Origin of the sequence: Synechococcus sp. CS-1333 (genome assembly GCF_025128015.1) — a bacterium.
Lineage (GTDB): Bacteria > Cyanobacteriota > Cyanobacteriia > PCC-6307 > Cyanobiaceae > MW101C3.
In genome coordinates this window covers 1-17173 of record NZ_JAHLYO010000024.1, presented here as the reverse complement: position 1 = coordinate 17173, position 17173 = coordinate 1, and the positions used below count along the sequence as shown (strand labels likewise).

The following is a 17173-nucleotide window of genomic DNA, read 5'->3' as shown; positions in this document are numbered from 1 at the left end:
ATGCACGAGCGTGGTCCGGCGGCATGGCTGAACTTGAGACCCGCTGGCACCCCTCCACGGCCGGGCTCAGCGAAATCCAGTGGCAGGAACTCTGCGGCGCTGCCGGGATCCCCTTCTTCAGCTGGCGCTGGCTGCATGGTCTGGAGGCCTCCGGCAGCATCGTTCCCCGTCAAGGATGGCAACCCTGCCATCTGGGGGTGTGGCGCGGCGACGCGCTGGTGGCCCTGGCGCCGCTCTACCTGAAGGGCCACAGCTACGGGGAGTTCGTTTTCGACCAATCCTTCGCGCAGCTCGCAGGACAGATGGGCCTGCGCTACTACCCCAAGCTGGTGGGGATGAGCCCGGTGAGCCCGGTGCAGGGGTACCGCTTTCACATGGCCCCCGGCGAAGACGAGGCCGCGCTCACCCGCCTGATGCTCGAGGAGATCGATCACTTCTGCCGGGAGCAGCGGCTGTTGAGCTGCAACCTGCTGTACGTCGATCCGAGCTGGCAACCGCTGGCGGAGGCCGCGGGCTGGGCCACCTGGCTCAACCAGCAGAGCCTCTGGAGCAACCCCGGTTTCGCCAGCTTCGACGACTATCTGCTCGGCTTCAATGCCAACCAGCGGCGCAACATCCGCCGTGAGCGCCGCGCCGTGGCAGACGCCGGCCTCACGGTGAGCCCACTGGTGGGAGAGGAGATCCCGGCGGTGATGCTGGAGCGCATGCATGGCTTCTATGAGCAGCACTGCGCCCGCTGGGGGGCCTGGGGCAGCAAATACCTCACCGAGGAGTTCTTCTGCTACGCCGCCGAACACCTCCGCCACGACCTTGTCCTGTTCAGCGCCCACCGCGGCGATCCGCTGGTGCCGGTGGCGATGTCCCTGTGCGTCCGCAGCCAGGAAGGGCTGTGGGGCCGCTACTGGGGCAGCAACGAGGAGATCGAGAACCTGCACTTCGATGTCTGCTACTACGCCCCGATCGAGTGGGCGATCGGTCAGGGTCTGCGCTGGTTCGATCCCGGTGCGGGCGGCAGCCACAAGCGCCGCCGCGGCTTCGTGGCTCAGCCGCGGGCCAGCCTGCACCGCTGGAGCGACCCCCGCTTCGACCGCCTCGTGCGCCAGTGGCTGCCGCAGGCCAACGCCCAGCTGCTGGAGGAGATCGAAGCCGTCAACGCGGAGCTGCCGTTCTGTCGGCGGGAGTTGCCCCTGGCAGCGGCCTGATTCCTACGATCAGCCGATGAACACTCTCCTCAGCGAGCGTGACAGCCTCGATGACCGGCTGTCGCAGCGCTCCATCGCCCTCGATCCCGCCGGCTACTTCCTGATCAAGGTGGATGCCGTGGCTGGTGAGTTGGTGGCCGAGCACTACAGCAACGGCATCGATGATCGCGGCCTCGCCACCGACCCCGACACCGGTGAGGTGCTGAGCTGCCGCGGCAACGGGTCGCGCACGCCAGTGGCCACCTACCGGGGCCGGAGCGCCAAGGAACTCGGCATCCGGCTCACTGAAAGCACGGAACCGTTGCCGCTCAGTCGCCTCGACCACGCCCTCTATATCGGGCGCGAACTGCAGAAGGCGGAAGCCTGCCTCCGCAGCGGGCTTCCGTATGTTCAGGATTGAAGCCCTGGGGGGGAAGCCTGCCGGAGTTCAGGCGGGCTGCAGCTCCTTCTCCACGCTGGTGGCGGGAGGGAGTTCGGGCGGCAGTGTCTTGAGCTGCTCTTGGATCTCCATCGTCACAACGCTGCGATATTCCAGGAAGTGCTCGTTGTGGGCCAGCACCACCAGGAACTGCTCAAGCTGGCTCGGATTGCGACGGGCGATGTCGAGCATGTAGCGCCAGAAGCGGGTGCGGGTGTTGCGCCTGATGCCTTGCCTCCACACCACGATGCTCAGGGCGCGCACGTCACTCATGGCGGGAAGTTTGGGCAACCCTGTCGACGGTCGCAGGAACTGATGCCAGCGCGGCGCCCCTACCTTGAGGTAGTAGCTGTGCACCCGGTCCATGTAGGCATTGGGCTCGTAGAGCGCGCAGAACGCATCGACGTATTCATTGGCGATGTCACGGATCGGCCGGGTGGGCACGAAGTTGAGCAGGTTTGTCTGGTTCACGCCCTTGGCGGCGGCTTTGTCCTGAATCAGACGGCCTTCCTTCTCCAGCCGGTGCCATAGCCCGGTGTTCGGCAGGGCCTGGAGCATGCCCATCATCGCGGCGGGGATACCGGTGCGAGTCACGAACTCCACGATGCGCTGGCCGGCGCCGGTCTTTTCACCATCGAAACCGATGATGAAGCCAGCCATCACCCGGATGCCATACGAGGTGATCCTGTCGACGGACTCCTCCAGAGAACTCCGGGTGTTCTGGAGTTTTCGCGCCGTTTCAAGGCTGGCTTCGTCCGGTGTTTCGATGCCCAGGAACACGCTGTCGAAGCGGCTCTCCGCCATCATCTGCATCATCTCCTCGTCGGAGGCGAGATCGACAGAGGCTTCAGTGGCAAAGCTGAAGGGGTAGTCATGTTCGATCTGCCACTGCTTGAGTGCAGGCAGCAACAATTTGGCATTGCGTTTGTTGCCGATGAAGTTGTCATCCACCAGGAAGATCGAACGCCGCCAGCCCAGGTCGTAGAGGAACTGAAGTTCGGCGATCAGTTGTTCCGGGGTCTTGGTGCGTGGCTTGCGCCCATACAGCACGATGATGTCGCAGAACTCGCATTGGAATGGGCAGCCCCGCGAGAACTGCACCGACATGGAGTCGTAAGCATCCAGCTCAAGCAGGTCAAAGCGCGGGATCGGCGTGCCGGTCACATCCGGCTTCTCGCCGTTGGAGCTGAACCGGCCACTGGAGGCGCCGCTTTCGATCGCCTCGATGAACATCGGCAGGGTGATCTCCCCCTCGTCAAGCACCTTGAAGTCGGCGAGATCGAGCTCAGGTGCGTCGGGTGTGGAGCTGGCGAAGGGGCCGCCCACGGCCACCGGCAGGCCCCGCTGCTTGGCTTTGGCAATCTGGGTGGCCATGTCGGCCTTCTGCACGATCATCCCCGAGATGATCACCAGCTCGGCCCAGGCCCACTCAGCCTCGGTCACCTCGCGCACGTTGCGGTCGGCCAGCTTGAACTCCCAGTGCTGCGGCAACAGGGCCGCCACAGTCACCATGCCGAGTGGGGGAAGCAGAACCTTCCGATTGACGAGCTCGAGGATCTTCTCGTAGCTCCAGAAGGTCTTGGGAAATTCCGGGTAGATGAGCAGGGCGCGCATGCCGTTCCGGGTGAGGGGGAGACACGAAACCCACGCCGCTGGAGGCGGCAGGGAACTGCCGTGAGTAGCAGCCACCCTAGGGGCTCCTCAAGGAAGAAGGCTTGTTCTGCTCTAATGGGTGGACGATTTCGCATCCATCGCCATGGGCATTGCGCTGTATCTGGGTCTCGTGGCTGGTGGTCTGGTCACCGCCTTCGCGCTTACCACCGTGCTGCGCGGCATCAAGCTGATCTGAGGCGACACCACAGCCTTCAGCAGCTCAAGGCAGTCAGCGGCTCTGAGGCCCCTCAGGCCTCCTGGAGCAGCAGCCGTCCCCGACCTCGGGCCAGTTCCAGCACGGCAAGTGTGAGTCCCACCGACCCCATCAGGGCGAATGTGGCGGGCAGTCCCACCCGCAGGCTGAGGGCCGCGGCCAGCAGACCGCTGAGGCCCCCACCCCCAAGAAAGGCGATCTGAGCCAGCCCGGCCATGCGGCCGCGCAGCACCACCGGGGCTGCCACCTGCGTGATCAGGCTGCTCCCTGCCAGCAGGCAGGCGGTACCGGCACCGATCAGGAAGGTGGTGAGCAGGTGGAAGCCGCTGCCCAGCGGCGCGGCCATCAGCAATTGGCCTAGGGCCGTGAGCAGTGTGGCGCCACCCAGCAGCAGGGAAGGGCGGCGGCTGAGCCAGGCGCTGTGGCGCTGCAGCAGCAATCCTCCGCAGATGCTGCCGGCCGCCAGCACGCTGGTGAACAGGCCGAGCTCCTGGGGGCTTGGCCCCAGCACCTCTGCGGCGATCAATGGGGCCAGCCCCGGATGGAAGAACACCGCCAGGCAGGCCAGCCCGGTGAACACCAGCACGTGGCGCAGCGGCGACCCGCACTCCCGCCAGGCAGTTCCCAGGCTGGAGCCCGAACCACCGCCACTGCGCTGCTCCGCGTCCCGGTGCGGTGCCAGCAACCACACCACCGTGGCGATCGGCAGCAGATAGGAGGCGGCATCGATCGTGAGCGTGGCCGTCGGACCACTCAGGGCGAGCAACATGCCTCCCACCGGTGGACCCACCAGCTTCCCCACGTTGAAGACCACCGCGAAACTGGCCAGATAGGGGGCCAGCTGCTGGGGCTCCTCCACCAGCAGGGCGCAGTACTTCTGGCGCGCCGTGAGCTCAAAGGCGCTGGCGAGCCCCACCACGAGCGTGCTCAGCATCAACAGTGCCACCTGGGCTGTGCCGGTGAGCAGGGGAATGGTGATCGCCCCGAGGGCAGCGCCGCCCACCAGCCCCCACTGGGACAGCACCAGGATCCGCTCACTGCCGAGGCGGTCGGTGAGCACCCCGGCCGGGCCGCTCACCAGCAGGCTGGGCAGGGCCAGCGCCGCGAAATTGACGGCCAGCAGCAAGGGGTTGCGTGTGCCGTCCATCAGGATCCAGGCCTTGGCCGTGATGCCGGCGAAGGATCCGGCCGTGCTCAACCCTGAAGCGATCAGGAAGGTGGTGCGTTGATGCCGCCGGATCCAGCTCTTCAATCGCTGCTGCCGCGCGAGGCTCGGGCCTGAAGCACCATTGCCGCCGAGCCCACCACTTCCCCATCCAGGTCGTAGGGATGGGCCGCGGTGATCCGCACGGGCACCATCTGGCCCGGGGAGGCGGTCAGGCCGCCCTCGCCCGGCTTCACCCGCACATCGCCATCCACATCGGGCGCGAAGCGGGCGCAACGCCCGATCAGTTCGCCGGTGGCAGGGTTCTCCTGCTCGATCAGCACATCGACGATCCGCCCCACCCAGGCGCCGTTGCGTTCGGCGGCGATCGGCTGCTGCGCTTCCATCAGCCGGTTGCGGCGCTCCTGGGCCACGGCGGCGGGCACGGCATCGGGCAGATCGGCGGCCGCCGTTCCCTCCTCGGGCGAAAAGGTGAACACCCCCACGTGATCGAAGCGCTGCGTGGTCACGAAGTGGAGCAGGTGCTCGAAGTGCTCCTCGGTTTCGCCTGGGAAGCCCACGATGAAGGTGGTGCGCAGCACCGCCTCGGGCAGCAGCTCGCGGATGCGATCCAGCAGGTCGCCGTTCACATTCGTCTGCCAGGGGCGGTTCATGGCTCGGAGCACGTCCGGATGGCTGTGCTGCAGGGGGAGATCCAGGTAGGGCAGCACGTTGGCCACGTCCCGGTAGGCGGCGAGCACCGGGGGCGTCAGGCCCGTGGGGTAGGCGTAGTGCACGCGGATCCAGGGAATCTCCACCTCGCCGAGGGCGCGCAGCAGCTCCGCCAGCTGCGGACGCCCGTAGAGGTCGAGGCCGTAATTGGTGGTGATCTGGCTGATCAGGATCAGCTCCTTCACCCCCTGAGCCGCCAGTTGCTGCGCTTCCGCCACGATCGACTCGATCGTGCGGGAGCGCTGATCGCCGCGCAGCTTGGGAATGATGCAGAAGGCGCAGCGGTAGTCGCAGCCTTCGGCCACCTTCAGGTAAGCCACCGCCTCTGAGGTGGTGCGATATCGGGGCAGGTGCTCATCGGCCACAAAGGTGGGGGTGGCACTCACCCGGTTCACCCGTTCGCCTGCCTCCACCCGCCGCAGCACCTCCACGATGTGCTGATAGTCGCCGGTGCCCACGATCGCCCTGGCTTCCGGCAGGGCATCCAGCAGTTCCTCCTGGAAGTGCTGGGCCAGACAGCCCGCGATGATCAGCTCCTTGCCCTGCTCAGCCAGCTCCACCAAGGTGCGTACTGATTCCTCCCGGGCGTCCTGGATGAAGCTGCAGGTGTTCACCACCACCACCGAGGCCTCGCTCTCATCGGCGCTGACGCCATAGCCGGCTTCTGCCAGCAGGCCGAGCATGTGCTCGGTGTCCACCCGGTTCTTTTCGCAGCCGAGGTGCGCGAAGGCCACGGTGGGCGGACGGCTGGCCTCGACAGGAGCGCCGGCCGGCGAATCCGGAGCGAGGGAAGGGGCGGAACCGACCAGCGAGGAATCGATGCCGGCCCTGACGGCGGCTTGGCGCATGGGGGAGGGAAGACCGGGGCCGTCGAAGGGCCAATGGAACACCCTATGGGAGAAGAGCCGTTCCCCGGCACACGCCCCGCGCTCAGATGGGCGGGTGGTGACCTCCAGCCCGCCGGTGGGCGCCCCGAAACGGAAGCTGCCACAATCGCTGAAGCGTGCGTCAGTTCTTTGACCCCCTCCCGTCTTACCAGCCGACTCACTAGCCGTCGCCGCGGTGAAGCCGGCAGCCGCTGGGCGCGGGTGGCCATTGCCGTGCTGGCCACGGTCGGTGTGATTGATACCGGTGCCATCACCCTCAAGCGCTGGGGCCTGATCGGCCCCCTCAGCTGTCCTGGTGGTGGGGATGGCTGCGACAAGGTGCTCAGCAGCGTCTGGGGCAGCCTGTTCGGCCAACCCCTCTCCCTGTTCGGTTTTCTGGCCTACGCGGCCTTGCTGCTGCTGGCCGTGGTGCCGCTGGTGGTGCGCGGCGAGCGTGGCAGCGACCTGCAGAGTCGCAGCTGGTGGGGCCTGTTCCTGCTGAGCGGCGCCATGTCGGTGTTCAGCCTGGTGCTGATGGGCCTGCTGATCTTCAAGATCCAGGCCTTCTGTTTCTTCTGCGTGCTTTCCGCGCTGCTGAGTGTTTCAGCCTTGGTGCTCAGCCTGATCGGTGGTGATTGGGAGGATCCTGGCCAGCTGGTGTTCCGCGGTGTGCTGGTGCTGCTGGTGGTGGGTCTGGCGGGCCTCGGCTGGGCCGCCTCAGTCGACCGTCCGGCTGCCCTCAGCACCCAGGGCATGCCCCCCGAAGTGGTCAGGCCCAGCACGGCGGCCACGATCGCCCTCGCCAAGCACCTGAAGGCGGAGGGAGCGGTGATGTATTCGGCCTACTGGTGCCCCCACTGCCACGAGCAGAAGGAGCTGTTCGGAAAGGAGGCGACCAAATCGCTCACCATCATTGAGTGCGCCCCCGATGGCGCCAACAGCCAGACCGCCCTCTGCAAGGAGAAGAATGTGCAGGGCTTCCCCTCCTGGGAGATCCGCGGCCAGATCACATCCGGCGTGAAGCCGCTCGCCGGCCTTGCCAATGCCTCTGGCTACACCGGACCGACTGACTTTTGATCCTAACTTCTGAGCGGTGGCTCCGCCCACCAACTGCTGAGCTGTCCCCAAAGCAAAGCTCCCCTTGCTGTCCCTGAAGCTCGAGGTGCTGAGGCCAGGGGCTGAACAGCTAGGAGCCAAAGGCCAGGGCCTTCGCCAGTGGCGCCGTGCTGATCGTCTGCCCCTGCTGCTGCACGGTGTGGCGTTGCCAGAAGGGTTGGGAGCCGGGGCAATCGGTGCGGAAATGCCCCCCCCTGCTTTCGGTGCGAAAGAGGGCGGCCTCCATCAACAGCTCTCCCAGTTCCAGCTGCCGCAGCAGATCCTGCAGCGGTCGGATCAGCCCCAGCTGGTCAGCGGGAAGTTCCAGCTGATCTGAAGGCGCCAGCTGCGCCACCTCGGCCAGCAGAGCCAGCCTCTCCATCGCGCTGCGTTGCTCCTGGATCGCCGCCAGGCCCTGACGCAGGGCCGTACCGCGTCGCTCAACGCCGGCCACCCGCCAGCAGTGGCGTCGCAGCGACGCCACCTGAGCGGCAATCGTTTCAGCGCTCACACTGCGGCTTAGCTCGGGGCTCACGCCGGCGGGCCCGGCCCCGTTGCCCCCGAAGCTTCCCACAGATCCGGAGAACAACATCGCCCCAGGAGCTCCACTTCGTGCAGTAACAGGGCGCGGTGCCGTGAAGGTGTCGTTCAGCTGGATCCGGCTCAACTGGCGGGCGAACACAAGACATTCCATCAGCGAGTTGCTCGCGAGTCGGTTGGCCCCATGCACCCCCGTACAGGCCACTTCCCCCACGGCATACAGGCCAGTAAGGCTGGTGGCGGCGTTGAGGTCAGTGCTGACGCCTCCCATCCAGTAGTGGGCCGCAGGTGCGATCGGGATCGGTGTATCGGCCGGTTCAAGGCCCAGTTGGCGGCAACGGGCCAGGATCGTGGGGAACTGCTTCTCCATCCGTGCGCCGCCGATGGGGCGCAGATCGAGCCAGAGATGGTCCACACCTTGCTCGTGCATCGTGCGCACCAGCGCCCGGCTGACCTGGTCGCGAGGCGCCAGATCCCCGCCCGCCAGGGCGCGCACCGGGCTGCGGCCCTGCCTGTCGAGCAGCTTGGCGCCTTCACCCCGCACGGCCTCAGAGATCAGGAAGTGAGGAGCGCCGGGGAGCATCAGCGCCGTGGGGTGGAACTGAACGAACTCCAGGTCACGCACCTGGGCTCCCGCCCTCCAGGCCATGCCCACGCCGTCGCCGGTGGCCTGGCTGGGATTGGTGGTTTTCTCGAACAGATGTCCGCCGCCGCCACTGGCCAACACCACGGCCCCAGCACGCAGCCAGCGCACCTGGTCGCCCTCCAGCACCTGCAGCCCCTGGCAACGGCCGGCTTCGACCCAGAGCTGCAGCGCCATCACCCCCTGGCAACGCACCAGCAGGGCACGCCGCTCAACCGCTCGCTCCAACGCATCCACCAGGGCGCCGCCGGTACGGTCCTGGGCGTGCAGCACGCGGCGATGGCTGTGGGCTGCTTCAAGTGTTGTGCTGAGGCTGGCGCCATCCCGATCGAAATCCATCCCCAGCTGGAGCAAGCGTTCCACGCAGCGGGGGGCTTCATGAACGAGCAACTCCACGGCCGCAGGATCACAGAGCCCTGCACCGGCCTTGAGTGTGTCCTCCCGGTGGCTGGCAAAGCTGTCCTCGGGGCGTGTCACGGCGGCGATACCCCCCTGCGCCCAGCGGCTTGCAGAGCGCGGGCCCCGCTCTTTGCTGAGCAGCAGCACCCTCAGTTCACTCGGCAGCTCCAGGCAGGCCATCAGGCCGGCAGCGCCCCCGCCGACCACCACCACATCCCAGGTGGTCGCCAGCGGTGGCTGGAAAGACGACGGCCTGGGGGTCGATGCAGTCAACGGAACGACAAAAAAGCCGCCGGATGAACCCCGGCGGCCAGATGGGAATCAGAAGAGAGCTGGATCAGCGGTAGACACCATTGTTGATGCGGTCAAAGCCTTCGTTGAGGGCAATGGAAGGAGGAGTGATTGTGAAGTTATCGCGGTACTTCTCAAACAGCTCCTTCTGGCGCTCCGTGAGGTCAAGGCTGAGCACGTCGTCAATGGATTCGTAAGGGCCGCCCAGCACGATCTTGCCGGCCAGCGTGGGGTACATCCCAGGGAATTGCTGGAAGCTACGGACCGGAGAGTTGTTGAGGTCCACCTTCCCGACGGCAGCGGCGATCTTGTCGTCCGCCACGTTGCGCGGGGCATCAGCGAAGGCCGCAGGGGGCAGAGCCATGGCCATCAGCAGGCCCGCAAGAAGCACACCACTCATCAGCCAGGCAACCACCCGTTTCATCGAAAATCTCCTTTTGAGGCAGCCGGTCGGCACCGCGGCAACGCTACAGCGGCCCACTGCGATCCCTGCACCGCAGCCCCCTGGCTTTTGCAGTTCTTCAATCGGCCCATGAACGGGCGGGAGGCTTCGCTCCAGATCAGAGCTCCCTGGCCTTGGCCCTGCTTGAAAGGCCCAGCCGGAGCCGCTCAGCAGGTGGGATCAGATCAGTCCGCTCAGGTGCGGGCTCAACAGCGCTGCACCCAGGAAAAGCCCATCAACCGCGAGGGTGGTGATCAAGGCGGCTGCCGCCACCCGACCACTGGCTCCCTGCGGCCACCAGCGCCGCCCAAGCAGGATCAGCCCGGTGGCGATCGTGGCGATTTCGATCAGCGCCAGCGGCTGCAACACGAGCTCCGCGGCTTTGCGCAGCAGCTCGGGGGCCTGCTCGGCTGGTGCCTGAAGCACCTGGGGCCAGAGGGGCATCACGCCCGTGAGCAGCATGGCGCCATCCGTGCAGGCCGTTCCCAGCAGGGAGGCGAGGTAGAAAGCCCCGGCGCTGCGCCAGCGGGTCGAGAGTCCGGCCCAGGCGATCGGCACAGCGAAGGCTTCGACCGGCAGATGCCAGGCCGGGTGCAGACGGAACCACCCCCAGAACAGACAACCAGCCAGCCAGCTGCCGCTGAAGCCCACCAGCACGCCGCCCAGTTCGCGCCACTGGCCCTGGCCGCGCCAACCGAGCAACAGCCCGGCGCTCAGCAGCACGGTTGTGAAGGCGGTGGCGCTGGTGGGATGCAACCGCACCCATGGCGCCTGCAAAAACACCGGCAGGGCCACGAGCATCCCCACGGCGACCGGCAGGAGCCAGCCCAGCTCGCGCGTGGCAGGGGCGTGCTTCGCTGGCCAGGTGGCCCCCGATGACAGTGGTACAGCCAGAACCACCTCGGGGGATCGCTCCAGGGTTGAGACGCGGGCAAGGTAGAGCGAAACCCCGGGCACCTGCACGTATGAAGAAAGGTTGCCAACCTTAGGGGATTGCTGGGTGGCTGGCGGGAGCCGCCCGCCATAAGGTCACGTCATGTCCTGACGACCGTCCCCATGCCTCCTGTCCTTCCGTCCCAGGCACCGGGACTGCTGGAGGCCTGCTGGCAGGCCCTTGTGCTGGGCGTGGTCCAGGGACTGACCGAATTCCTGCCGATCAGCAGCACCGCCCACCTCAAGGTCGTGCCCGTGCTGCTGGGTTGGGGTGATCCCGGCGTCGCCGTCACGGCCGTGATCCAGCTCGGCAGCATTACCGCCGTGGTGCTCTACTTTCGCCGCGATCTGCTGGATGTGGCGGTGGGGATGTCCCGGGCCTTCCGCCATGGGCAATGGCGTGATCCGTCCGCCCGACTTGGACTGGCCATGGCCGTTGGAACCTTGCCGATCGTGGCGGCCGGCAGCGCCATCAAGCGCTTCTGGAGCGGCTACGAAACCTCCGTGCTGCGCAGCATCCCCTCGATTGCGATCGTCTCGATCGTGATGGCGCTGTTGCTGGCCTGTGCCGAAGTGGTCGGCCGTCGCCGCAAGGAACTGCCCCAGGTGCGTCCCGTTGATGGCCTGGTGGTCGGGCTTGCCCAGATGCTCGCCATCATCCCCGGCGTGTCCCGATCCGGCAGCACCCTCACGGCCTCGCTGTTCGATGGCTGGCAGCGCCCTGCCGCCGCGCGCTTCTCGTTTTTGCTCGGCATACCGGCGATCACCCTGGCCGGGCTGGTGGAGCTGAAGTCGGCGTTTGCCGCCAGCGCCTCGCTGGGCCCTCTGCCTTTGCTGGTCGGAATCCTCTCGGCGGCGGTGGTGTCCTGGCTGGCGATCGCCTGGTTGCTCCGTTTCCTTCAGGCCCACAGCACCTGGGTGTTCGTGGCCTACCGGCTCGTTTTCGGCGTCGCACTGCTGGTCTGGGCTCGTCAGGCAGCCCCGGCCTTGCTCAATTGAAGGCAGCTGGCAGGAGCGTTGCTGCACAGAGCAGCCCCGCGTGCCCAGCAGGGCCCTTGCGACCAGGCCCACCAGCCCCGCCTGCTGGGTTCCACACTGGAGCCTGATGCCCACCGCCCGATGTGGAACGAACCATCCGCCGGCCTGGCGTTGGCCGATGCCACCCCGGGCCGTCAGCCCCAGCCCGCCGTTGTGGCCACTGTGGAGCCCGGTTCGATCGGCGAAGACCTGGGCTTCCAACCCGGTGATCGGCTGCTGAGCATCAATGGAGTGCGTCCACGCGACCTGATCGATCTGCAGGTACTGGTGGGCGAAGAGGAGCTGGTGCTTGAAGTGGAGGATCCTGGCGGCGAGCGTCATCGGGTGGAGCTGGAGAAGGAGGCTGATGAGGGGCTTGGGCTCGGCTTCACCGAGGCGCTGTTTGATGGCCTGCGGCAGTGCAACAACCACTGCCCCTTCTGCTTCATCGACCAGCAGCCGCCGGGGCGTCGCGGCAGCCTCTACCTCAAGGACGACGATTACCGCCTCAGCTTTCTCTACGGCTCCTACCTCACCCTCACCAACCTCACTGCTGCCGATTGGGAGCGGATCGAACAGCAGCGGCTGTCGCCGTTGTTCGTCTCCGTCCACGCCACCGATCCGGCTCTGCGCAGCCGCCTGTTGGTGAATCCACGTGCGGGCTTGCTGCTGGAACAGCTCGTCTGGTTCGCCGAACGTCGCCTCCAGATCCATGCCCAGGTGGTCGTCTGCCCTGGCCTGAACGATGGCCCTGCCCTCGAGCGCACCCTCAAGGATCTGGCGGGGTTTGCGTCGGGGTCCTGGCCTGCCGTGCTCTCTGCCGCAGTCGTGCCTGTTGGCCTCACCCGCTTCCGCCCCAGTGGTGATGGCCTCAGGCCTGTTGATCCTGCCTGTGCCGGGAGGGTGATCGCCTTGGTGGAGCGCCTGCAGCAGGGTTTCCAGCAGCAGCTCGACACTCGTTTCGCCTGGCTGTCCGATGAGTGGTACCTGATGGCAGGTCAGCCGCTGCCGGAGCGCCTCAACTACGAGGATCTGCCGCAGCAGGAAAACGGCGTCGGCAGCATTCGCGCCTTCCTCGAAGCGCTGGATCGGGCCACCACCTCCCTGCCGAAGCGCCTCGCCGTTCCACGGCGTGTCAGTTGGGTGGTGGGTGGACTTGTGGCCGGTGCGCTCTCGCCTGTGGTGGAGCGGCTCAACGCAGTGCAGGGGTTGACGTTGCAGTTGTTCGGCCTGCCCAGCCCCTACTGGGGGCAGGATCTGGTGGTCACCGGCCTGCTAACGGGTTCTGATTTGTTGGCGGGGCTGGCCGGGGCGGATCTCGGCGACATGCTTCTGCTACCCGGGGTGATGCTGCGGCAGGGAGAGCCGGTGTTCCTCGACGACCTCCCCCTTTGTGTGATCAAAGACCGTCTGGGGGTGCCGATCCGGGTCGTGGATGGGGCAGATGATTTCGTGTCTGCCTGCGTCGGCGCTCTTGCCCATCCTCCTTAAACTCAGCTGGTTATCAGGTCTCACGACGCGTGCGCCCCTCCCTCCTTGCTTCGTGTGCTCTGGCAGGGATGGTGTTCCTTCCGCTGGGCGCCCGTCCATCGCTCGCACAGAGCACCCCAGTCCTTTCTTCTGGCCCAGACACCACTGCTCAGAAACCCACCACCACCGCTGAGCCAAGCTCCAAGGCTGCGGGCACTGCTCCGTCTCCTGCCCAGCCTTCCACTGCCGGCTCTGGCGCCCTGCCCACGGCTACCGAGTTGAAGGGGGAGCGCCCGCGGTCCGATCCCTCGGTGCTTGCACCGGCGGCTCGCCAGTTGCCCGAAGCGCTGCAACCGTTGGTTGCCCCGCCGCCGCTTGCACTCCCGGATCTTCCTTCCCAAGTGAGAATCCAGCAGCTCCGTCCATTGGGCCTGCAGGAGGTGGAAACCCTGGCAGAGGTGAACAACCCCAACCTCAAGGCAGTGGCGTCACAGGTTGAGCAGGCGCAGTCCAATCTCAGGGCTCAGATATCGGCCTGGTATCCCACAATCAACCTCACCACCCAGAACAACTTCCCGTCACTCCGTAATAGCTACAGCTTCCAGAACTCCGCCACCGGACTGTTTGCTCCTACCGGTGCCACCATTGGTGCTCGGATCGGTGCCTCGATGAATATCGGCATCAATTGGGATCTGATCAATCCGCAGCGGGTTCCCCAGATTTCCGCAGCACGCGATTCCTTCGAGAAAGCGCAGAACCAATACCTGATTGCTCTACGAGATCTTCGTTTGCAGGCTGCCCAGGCTTATTTCGACCTTCAGCTCACCGACGAGGGTGTGAGGATCGGTCAGGAGTCTGTGCGGGCCTCCCTCGTCAGCCTTAAGGATGCTCGTGCACGGTTCCAAGCGGGTGTCTCTACCAAGCTGGATGTGCTTCAGGCTGAAACCCAGCTTGCCCGCGACCAGCAGCTACTCACCAACCAGTTGTCCTCCCAGGCGATTGCCCGCCGCAGCCTGGCCGCTCTGCTCGACCTCCCTCAAGACATCACCCCGACGGCCAAGGAGCCTGCGCGGGTTCTTGCCACCTGGATTCCCTCGTTGCAGGAGAGCATCGTGGCGGCTTTTGCGTTCCGCGAGGAGCTCGATCAAGTGTTGCTCGACATCTCGATTGCGAACAGCAATGCCAACGCTTCCCTCGGCTCAACGCAGCCATTCTTAAGCATCGTCAATAACTTTGGCTGGGATCGCAGCAATGGTCAGACCAACGTCCCGGAGGGTCAGTCTATCAACTTCGACAATTTTTCTTACTCCATTGACAACGCCATTGGTCTGAATCTTCGCTGGACGCTCTTCGATGGCGGACGCGCTGCCGCCGAGTTCCGTCAGCAGAAGCAGGCTGCAGAGCAGAACCGCTTCAATTTCGCCAGCCGGAGGGATGCCATCCGCTTTGAGGTGGAAACCAGTTTCTATCAGCTGCTGCAGAACAACCGCGACATCACCACCACGTCCCGGGAGGTGATCTCTTCCCGTGAAGCGCTGCGGTTGGCCAGGCTGCGGTTTCAAGCCGGCGTCACCACCCAGCGGGAAGTGGTCGACAGCCAGCGCGACCTCACCCAGGCGGAGGTGAGGTACGCCACCGCCGTCACCGACTACAACAAGCGCTTGGCGGAACTGCGCCGTCGTACGGGCCTTGATCAGGTGGCCTTCTGCAAGCCTCCGGCATTAACAGCGGTCAAGCCGGCCGTCGATCCCGCCACCCAGATTCCAATCGATCCCCAGCCGCTCCAACCTGCCTGTCAGGCGGAGGTCCGAGGACCCGGTGGTGCAGGACCGCTTTCCCCCTGATCGCCACTTCCCTTTTGGCTGACTTGGTTCCGTTGATAGGGTCACGGTGTCGTCGCCGACCACCCGGATGACCCAAGCAGCGACGGCGCCGCCAGGCCTTTCGTTCGTCACCACCATTCGGTTGGGTCTGTTCCAGGGATCGCTCGGTTTTCTCGCGGTTGTGTTTGCCGGTCTGCTGAACCGGATCATGCTCAGCGAACTGGGCTTCCCCGGTTTGTTGGTGGGCGGAGCACTGGCTTTCGAGCAGTTCGTTGCCCCGTCGCGCATCCTTTTCGGCCAGATTTCCGATCGCCACGCCATCGCCGGCCGGCATCGCACGCCTTACATCTGGGCGGGCAGCGCTTGTTTCTGCGCTCTGGCGGTGTTGGTGGTTCCCTTGATCTTCCGCCTGGCGGAGGCCATGGACAGCGCTGACGGCCAGGGGGTTCTGCTGGGGGTGGTGCTGTTGTGCGGGCTGTTTGCCTTCTATGGGCTGGCGGTGTCGATGGCCACCACCCCGTATCTCGCCCTGGTGATCGACCGCACCCAGGAGCAGGAACGCCCCCGGGCCGTGAGCATCATCTGGTGCATGCTCACCATCGGCATTGTGATCGGTGCCATTGCCATTTCGTTGAGCCTCCGCGGCCTCGATGGCATCACAGATCGGGCCACCCTCGAAACGGTTCTCAGGCCATTCATGCTGCGATCGGCCGGGCTGGTGTTCCTGCTCACGCTCGTGGCCACCTGGGGGATCGAGCCCGCCCGGGCTGGTGAATCACTGAGCAGCGCCGCCGATCGCGACGACGCCATCACCCTGTCGCGGGCCTGGCGTCTGATCCGATCAAGCGCGCAGGTGGCGATCTTCTTCACCTTCCTGATTCTTTTCACCCTGGCCCTGTTCCTCCAGGACCCGATCCTGGAGAGCTATGGAGCTGATGTGTTCGGCATGCCCATCGCCGCCACCGCGTCGCTCAATGCGCTCTGGGGGTCCGGCACATTGGTGGGTCTGATCCTGGCCGGTTTGTGGATCGTGCCGCGTCTAGGCAAATTCGCGGCGGCCCGCCTTGGCTGTCGACTGATCCTGATCTCCTTATTGCTCCTGCTGCTGGCCGGCTTCACCGCCCGTGTGGCAGTTCTGCAAGGGCTGATGATCCTGTTCGGCCTGGCTTCCGGCATCGGAACCAACAGTGCGCTCTGCCTGATGCTTGATCTCACCCTGCCCGAGGCGGCCGGCACTTTTGTCGGGGTGTGGGGCCTGGCCCAGGCATTGTCCCGGGCCATCGCCAAGTTGCTCGGTGGTGGCCTGCTCGACCTTGGTCGAGCACTCTTCCCTTTGCAGGGACCCTTCCCCCCCTTCGCTCTTGTGCTGGGCATCGAGGCACTGGTCGCACTGGCTGCCTTGCTGATGCTCAGCCGCGTCAATCTGCACCGGTTCCGCGAGGACACCAGCCGCAGCCTCACCCAGGTGCTTGCCATGGAGCTCGGATGACCTTTGCCCACGCGTTGCCGGCGGATGCGCTGCGGCTCAACTCCCTGCTTGATGCGGTGGCAGAGCGGCAACGCAACGATTTTGGCCACATGGCATTCGAAGCCAAGGCCGATGGCAGCTTGATCACCGCCTGCGATCGCTGGAGTGACGAGACCCTGGTGCAGGGCCTGGCTGAGCTCTATCCCGGCGAAGGGGTGCTGAGCGAGGAGGGGAGGCATCTTGTCCCTGCCACAGAGGCGTTCTGGGTGGTGGATCCCCTTGATGGCACCACCAACTTCGCGGCGGGCATCCCTTACTGGGCCATTTCGATGGCCCGCTTCGAGGCAGGGGTTCCCGTGTTGGCCCTCCTTGATGTCCCTCCGCTGCGACAACGCATCGTGGCGGTGCGGGGCCAGGGAGCGTGGCGTAACGGCAAACGTCTCTTGCCGCCGTCCACCCAGCAGCTGCAGACCGGTTGTGCGTCCCTGTGCAGCCGGTCGATCGGCGTGCTGCAGAAGCTCCCCGACCGCAGGTTTCCCGGCAAGATCCGCCTGCTCGGTGTGGCCAGCTTGAACCTCGTCAGCGTGGCAATGGGCCAGACCGTCTCAGCTCTGGAGGCCACGCCCAAGATCTGGGATCTGGCCGCGGCCTGGCTTGTGCTTACAGAGCTGGGCTGCTCTCTGCAGTGGCTGCAACGCAGTCCCACCCCTCTAGTAGCTGGCGAAAGCCTTGCGAGCACAGACTTTCCCGTGCTTGCGGCGAGCAATAGCGAGCAGCTGGCACGCTTCGCGCCATGGGCGGAGGCATTGGTTGAAGCGGGGGG

At 65.7% G+C, this 17173-nt stretch carries 15 protein-coding genes; 9 read left to right on the top strand and 6 right to left on the bottom strand.

The window, feature by feature from the left end:
• The first annotated feature begins 23 nt into the window (after positions 1 to 23).
• Positions 24 to 1202, top strand: coding sequence for a GNAT family N-acetyltransferase (locus KQ303_RS09785; RefSeq protein ID WP_259730117.1), 1179 nt, complete (start codon positions 24 to 26; stop codon positions 1200 to 1202).
• A gap of 16 nt (positions 1203 to 1218) precedes the next feature.
• On the top strand, positions 1219 to 1602 hold the full coding sequence (locus KQ303_RS09780; protein ID WP_259730116.1) for a DUF4346 domain-containing protein: 384 nt from the start codon (positions 1219 to 1221) through the stop codon (positions 1600 to 1602).
• Between the two features lie 27 nt (positions 1603 to 1629).
• Here KQ303_RS09780 and KQ303_RS09775 read toward each other — a convergent pair whose 3' ends face one another.
• Positions 1630 to 3234 (bottom strand): B12-binding domain-containing radical SAM protein, encoded by a 1605-nt coding sequence (locus tag KQ303_RS09775; protein WP_094514770.1) that lies wholly within the window; start codon positions 3232 to 3234, stop codon positions 1630 to 1632.
• A 142-nt stretch (positions 3235 to 3376) separates the two neighbouring features.
• Between KQ303_RS09775 and KQ303_RS09770 the strand changes: the two genes are divergently transcribed.
• Positions 3377 to 3469: a cytochrome B6 gene (locus KQ303_RS09770; RefSeq protein WP_094514767.1), complete on the top strand. Its 93-nt coding sequence runs from the start codon at positions 3377 to 3379 to the stop codon at positions 3467 to 3469.
• A 52-nt stretch (positions 3470 to 3521) separates the two neighbouring features.
• Here KQ303_RS09770 and KQ303_RS09765 read toward each other — a convergent pair whose 3' ends face one another.
• The gene (locus KQ303_RS09765) at positions 3522 to 4739 is read right to left on the bottom strand and encodes an MFS transporter (protein WP_259730115.1); all 1218 of its coding nucleotides are present in this window, start codon (positions 4737 to 4739) and stop codon (positions 3522 to 3524) included.
• Entirely contained in the window at positions 4736 to 6211 is a 1476-nt protein-coding gene (gene rimO, locus KQ303_RS09760) for a 30S ribosomal protein S12 methylthiotransferase RimO (protein ID WP_259730114.1), read from the bottom strand. The genes KQ303_RS09765 and rimO overlap by 4 nt, the downstream gene beginning before the upstream one ends.
• Positions 6212 to 6379: 168 nt before the next feature.
• Here rimO and KQ303_RS09755 point away from each other — a divergent pair, with 168 nt between their 5' ends.
• Complete coding sequence (locus tag KQ303_RS09755) at positions 6380 to 7306, top strand: vitamin K epoxide reductase family protein (RefSeq protein ID WP_259730113.1); 927 nt, start codon at positions 6380 to 6382, stop codon at positions 7304 to 7306.
• 109 nt (positions 7307 to 7415) lie between these two features.
• On the opposite strand, the gene nadB is transcribed toward KQ303_RS09755, so the two are convergent.
• The 3 genes from nadB to KQ303_RS09740 all read right to left on the bottom strand — a co-directional run bounded on the left by nadB (position 7416) and on the right by KQ303_RS09740 (position 10440).
• A complete protein-coding gene (gene nadB / locus KQ303_RS09750) occupies positions 7416 to 9086 on the bottom strand; it encodes an L-aspartate oxidase (RefSeq protein ID WP_399233423.1) in 1671 nt (556 codons plus the stop codon).
• 157 nt (positions 9087 to 9243) lie between these two features.
• Positions 9244 to 9621, bottom strand: coding sequence for a photosystem II complex extrinsic protein PsbU (psbU, locus tag KQ303_RS09745; RefSeq protein WP_094514757.1), 378 nt, complete (start codon positions 9619 to 9621; stop codon positions 9244 to 9246).
• 198 nt (positions 9622 to 9819) lie between these two features.
• A complete protein-coding gene (locus KQ303_RS09740) occupies positions 9820 to 10440 on the bottom strand; it encodes a DUF3120 domain-containing protein (RefSeq protein WP_259730138.1) in 621 nt (206 codons plus the stop codon).
• Between the two features lie 255 nt (positions 10441 to 10695).
• Here KQ303_RS09740 and KQ303_RS09735 point away from each other — a divergent pair, with 255 nt between their 5' ends.
• The 5 genes from KQ303_RS09735 to KQ303_RS09715 all read left to right on the top strand — a co-directional run.
• A complete protein-coding gene (locus KQ303_RS09735; RefSeq protein WP_255101437.1) occupies positions 10696 to 11571 on the top strand; it encodes an undecaprenyl-diphosphate phosphatase in 876 nt (291 codons plus the stop codon).
• 120 nt (positions 11572 to 11691) lie between these two features.
• The gene (locus KQ303_RS09730) at positions 11692 to 13080 is read left to right on the top strand and encodes a TIGR03279 family radical SAM protein (protein WP_259730111.1); all 1389 of its coding nucleotides are present in this window, start codon (positions 11692 to 11694) and stop codon (positions 13078 to 13080) included.
• A 68-nt stretch (positions 13081 to 13148) separates the two neighbouring features.
• On the top strand, positions 13149 to 14903 hold the full coding sequence (locus tag KQ303_RS09725; RefSeq protein WP_399233397.1) for a TolC family protein: 1755 nt from the start codon (positions 13149 to 13151) through the stop codon (positions 14901 to 14903).
• A 67-nt stretch (positions 14904 to 14970) separates the two neighbouring features.
• The gene (locus tag KQ303_RS09720; RefSeq protein ID WP_259730109.1) at positions 14971 to 16371 is read left to right on the top strand and encodes a BCD family MFS transporter; all 1401 of its coding nucleotides are present in this window, start codon (positions 14971 to 14973) and stop codon (positions 16369 to 16371) included.
• Positions 16368 to 17173, top strand: an 806-nt coding sequence (locus tag KQ303_RS09715; RefSeq protein WP_259730108.1) for an inositol monophosphatase family protein, incomplete at its 3' end; no start/stop codon positions are given. The genes KQ303_RS09720 and KQ303_RS09715, both read left to right, overlap by 4 nt.

What these genes read in the sequence shown, in the direction of transcription:
- nadB (WP_399233423.1), bottom strand. Translation starts at nt 9,086, where the DNA reads ATGGCCTGCCTGGAGCTGCCGAGTGAACTGAGGGTGCTGCTGCTCAGC.
- KQ303_RS09785 (WP_259730117.1), top strand. Translation starts at nt 24, where the DNA reads ATGGCTGAACTTGAGACCCGCTGGCACCCCTCCACGGCCGGGCTCAGC.
- KQ303_RS09720 (WP_259730109.1), top strand. Translation starts at nt 14,971, where the DNA reads ATGACCCAAGCAGCGACGGCGCCGCCAGGCCTTTCGTTCGTCACCACC.
- KQ303_RS09735 (WP_255101437.1), top strand. Translation starts at nt 10,696, where the DNA reads ATGCCTCCTGTCCTTCCGTCCCAGGCACCGGGACTGCTGGAGGCCTGC.
- KQ303_RS09780 (WP_259730116.1), top strand. Translation starts at nt 1,219, where the DNA reads ATGAACACTCTCCTCAGCGAGCGTGACAGCCTCGATGACCGGCTGTCG.
- KQ303_RS09725 (WP_399233397.1), top strand. Translation starts at nt 13,149, where the DNA reads ATGGTGTTCCTTCCGCTGGGCGCCCGTCCATCGCTCGCACAGAGCACC.
- rimO (WP_259730114.1), bottom strand. Translation starts at nt 6,211, where the DNA reads ATGCGCCAAGCCGCCGTCAGGGCCGGCATCGATTCCTCGCTGGTCGGT.
- KQ303_RS09740 (WP_259730138.1), bottom strand. Translation starts at nt 10,440, where the DNA reads ATGCTCGTGGCCCTGCCGGTGTTTTTGCAGGCGCCATGGGTGCGGTTG.
- psbU (WP_094514757.1), bottom strand. Translation starts at nt 9,621, where the DNA reads ATGAAACGGGTGGTTGCCTGGCTGATGAGTGGTGTGCTTCTTGCGGGC.
- KQ303_RS09770 (WP_094514767.1), top strand. Translation starts at nt 3,377, where the DNA reads ATGGGCATTGCGCTGTATCTGGGTCTCGTGGCTGGTGGTCTGGTCACC.
- KQ303_RS09730 (WP_259730111.1), top strand. Translation starts at nt 11,692, where the DNA reads ATGTGGAACGAACCATCCGCCGGCCTGGCGTTGGCCGATGCCACCCCG.
- KQ303_RS09775 (WP_094514770.1), bottom strand. Translation starts at nt 3,234, where the DNA reads ATGCGCGCCCTGCTCATCTACCCGGAATTTCCCAAGACCTTCTGGAGC.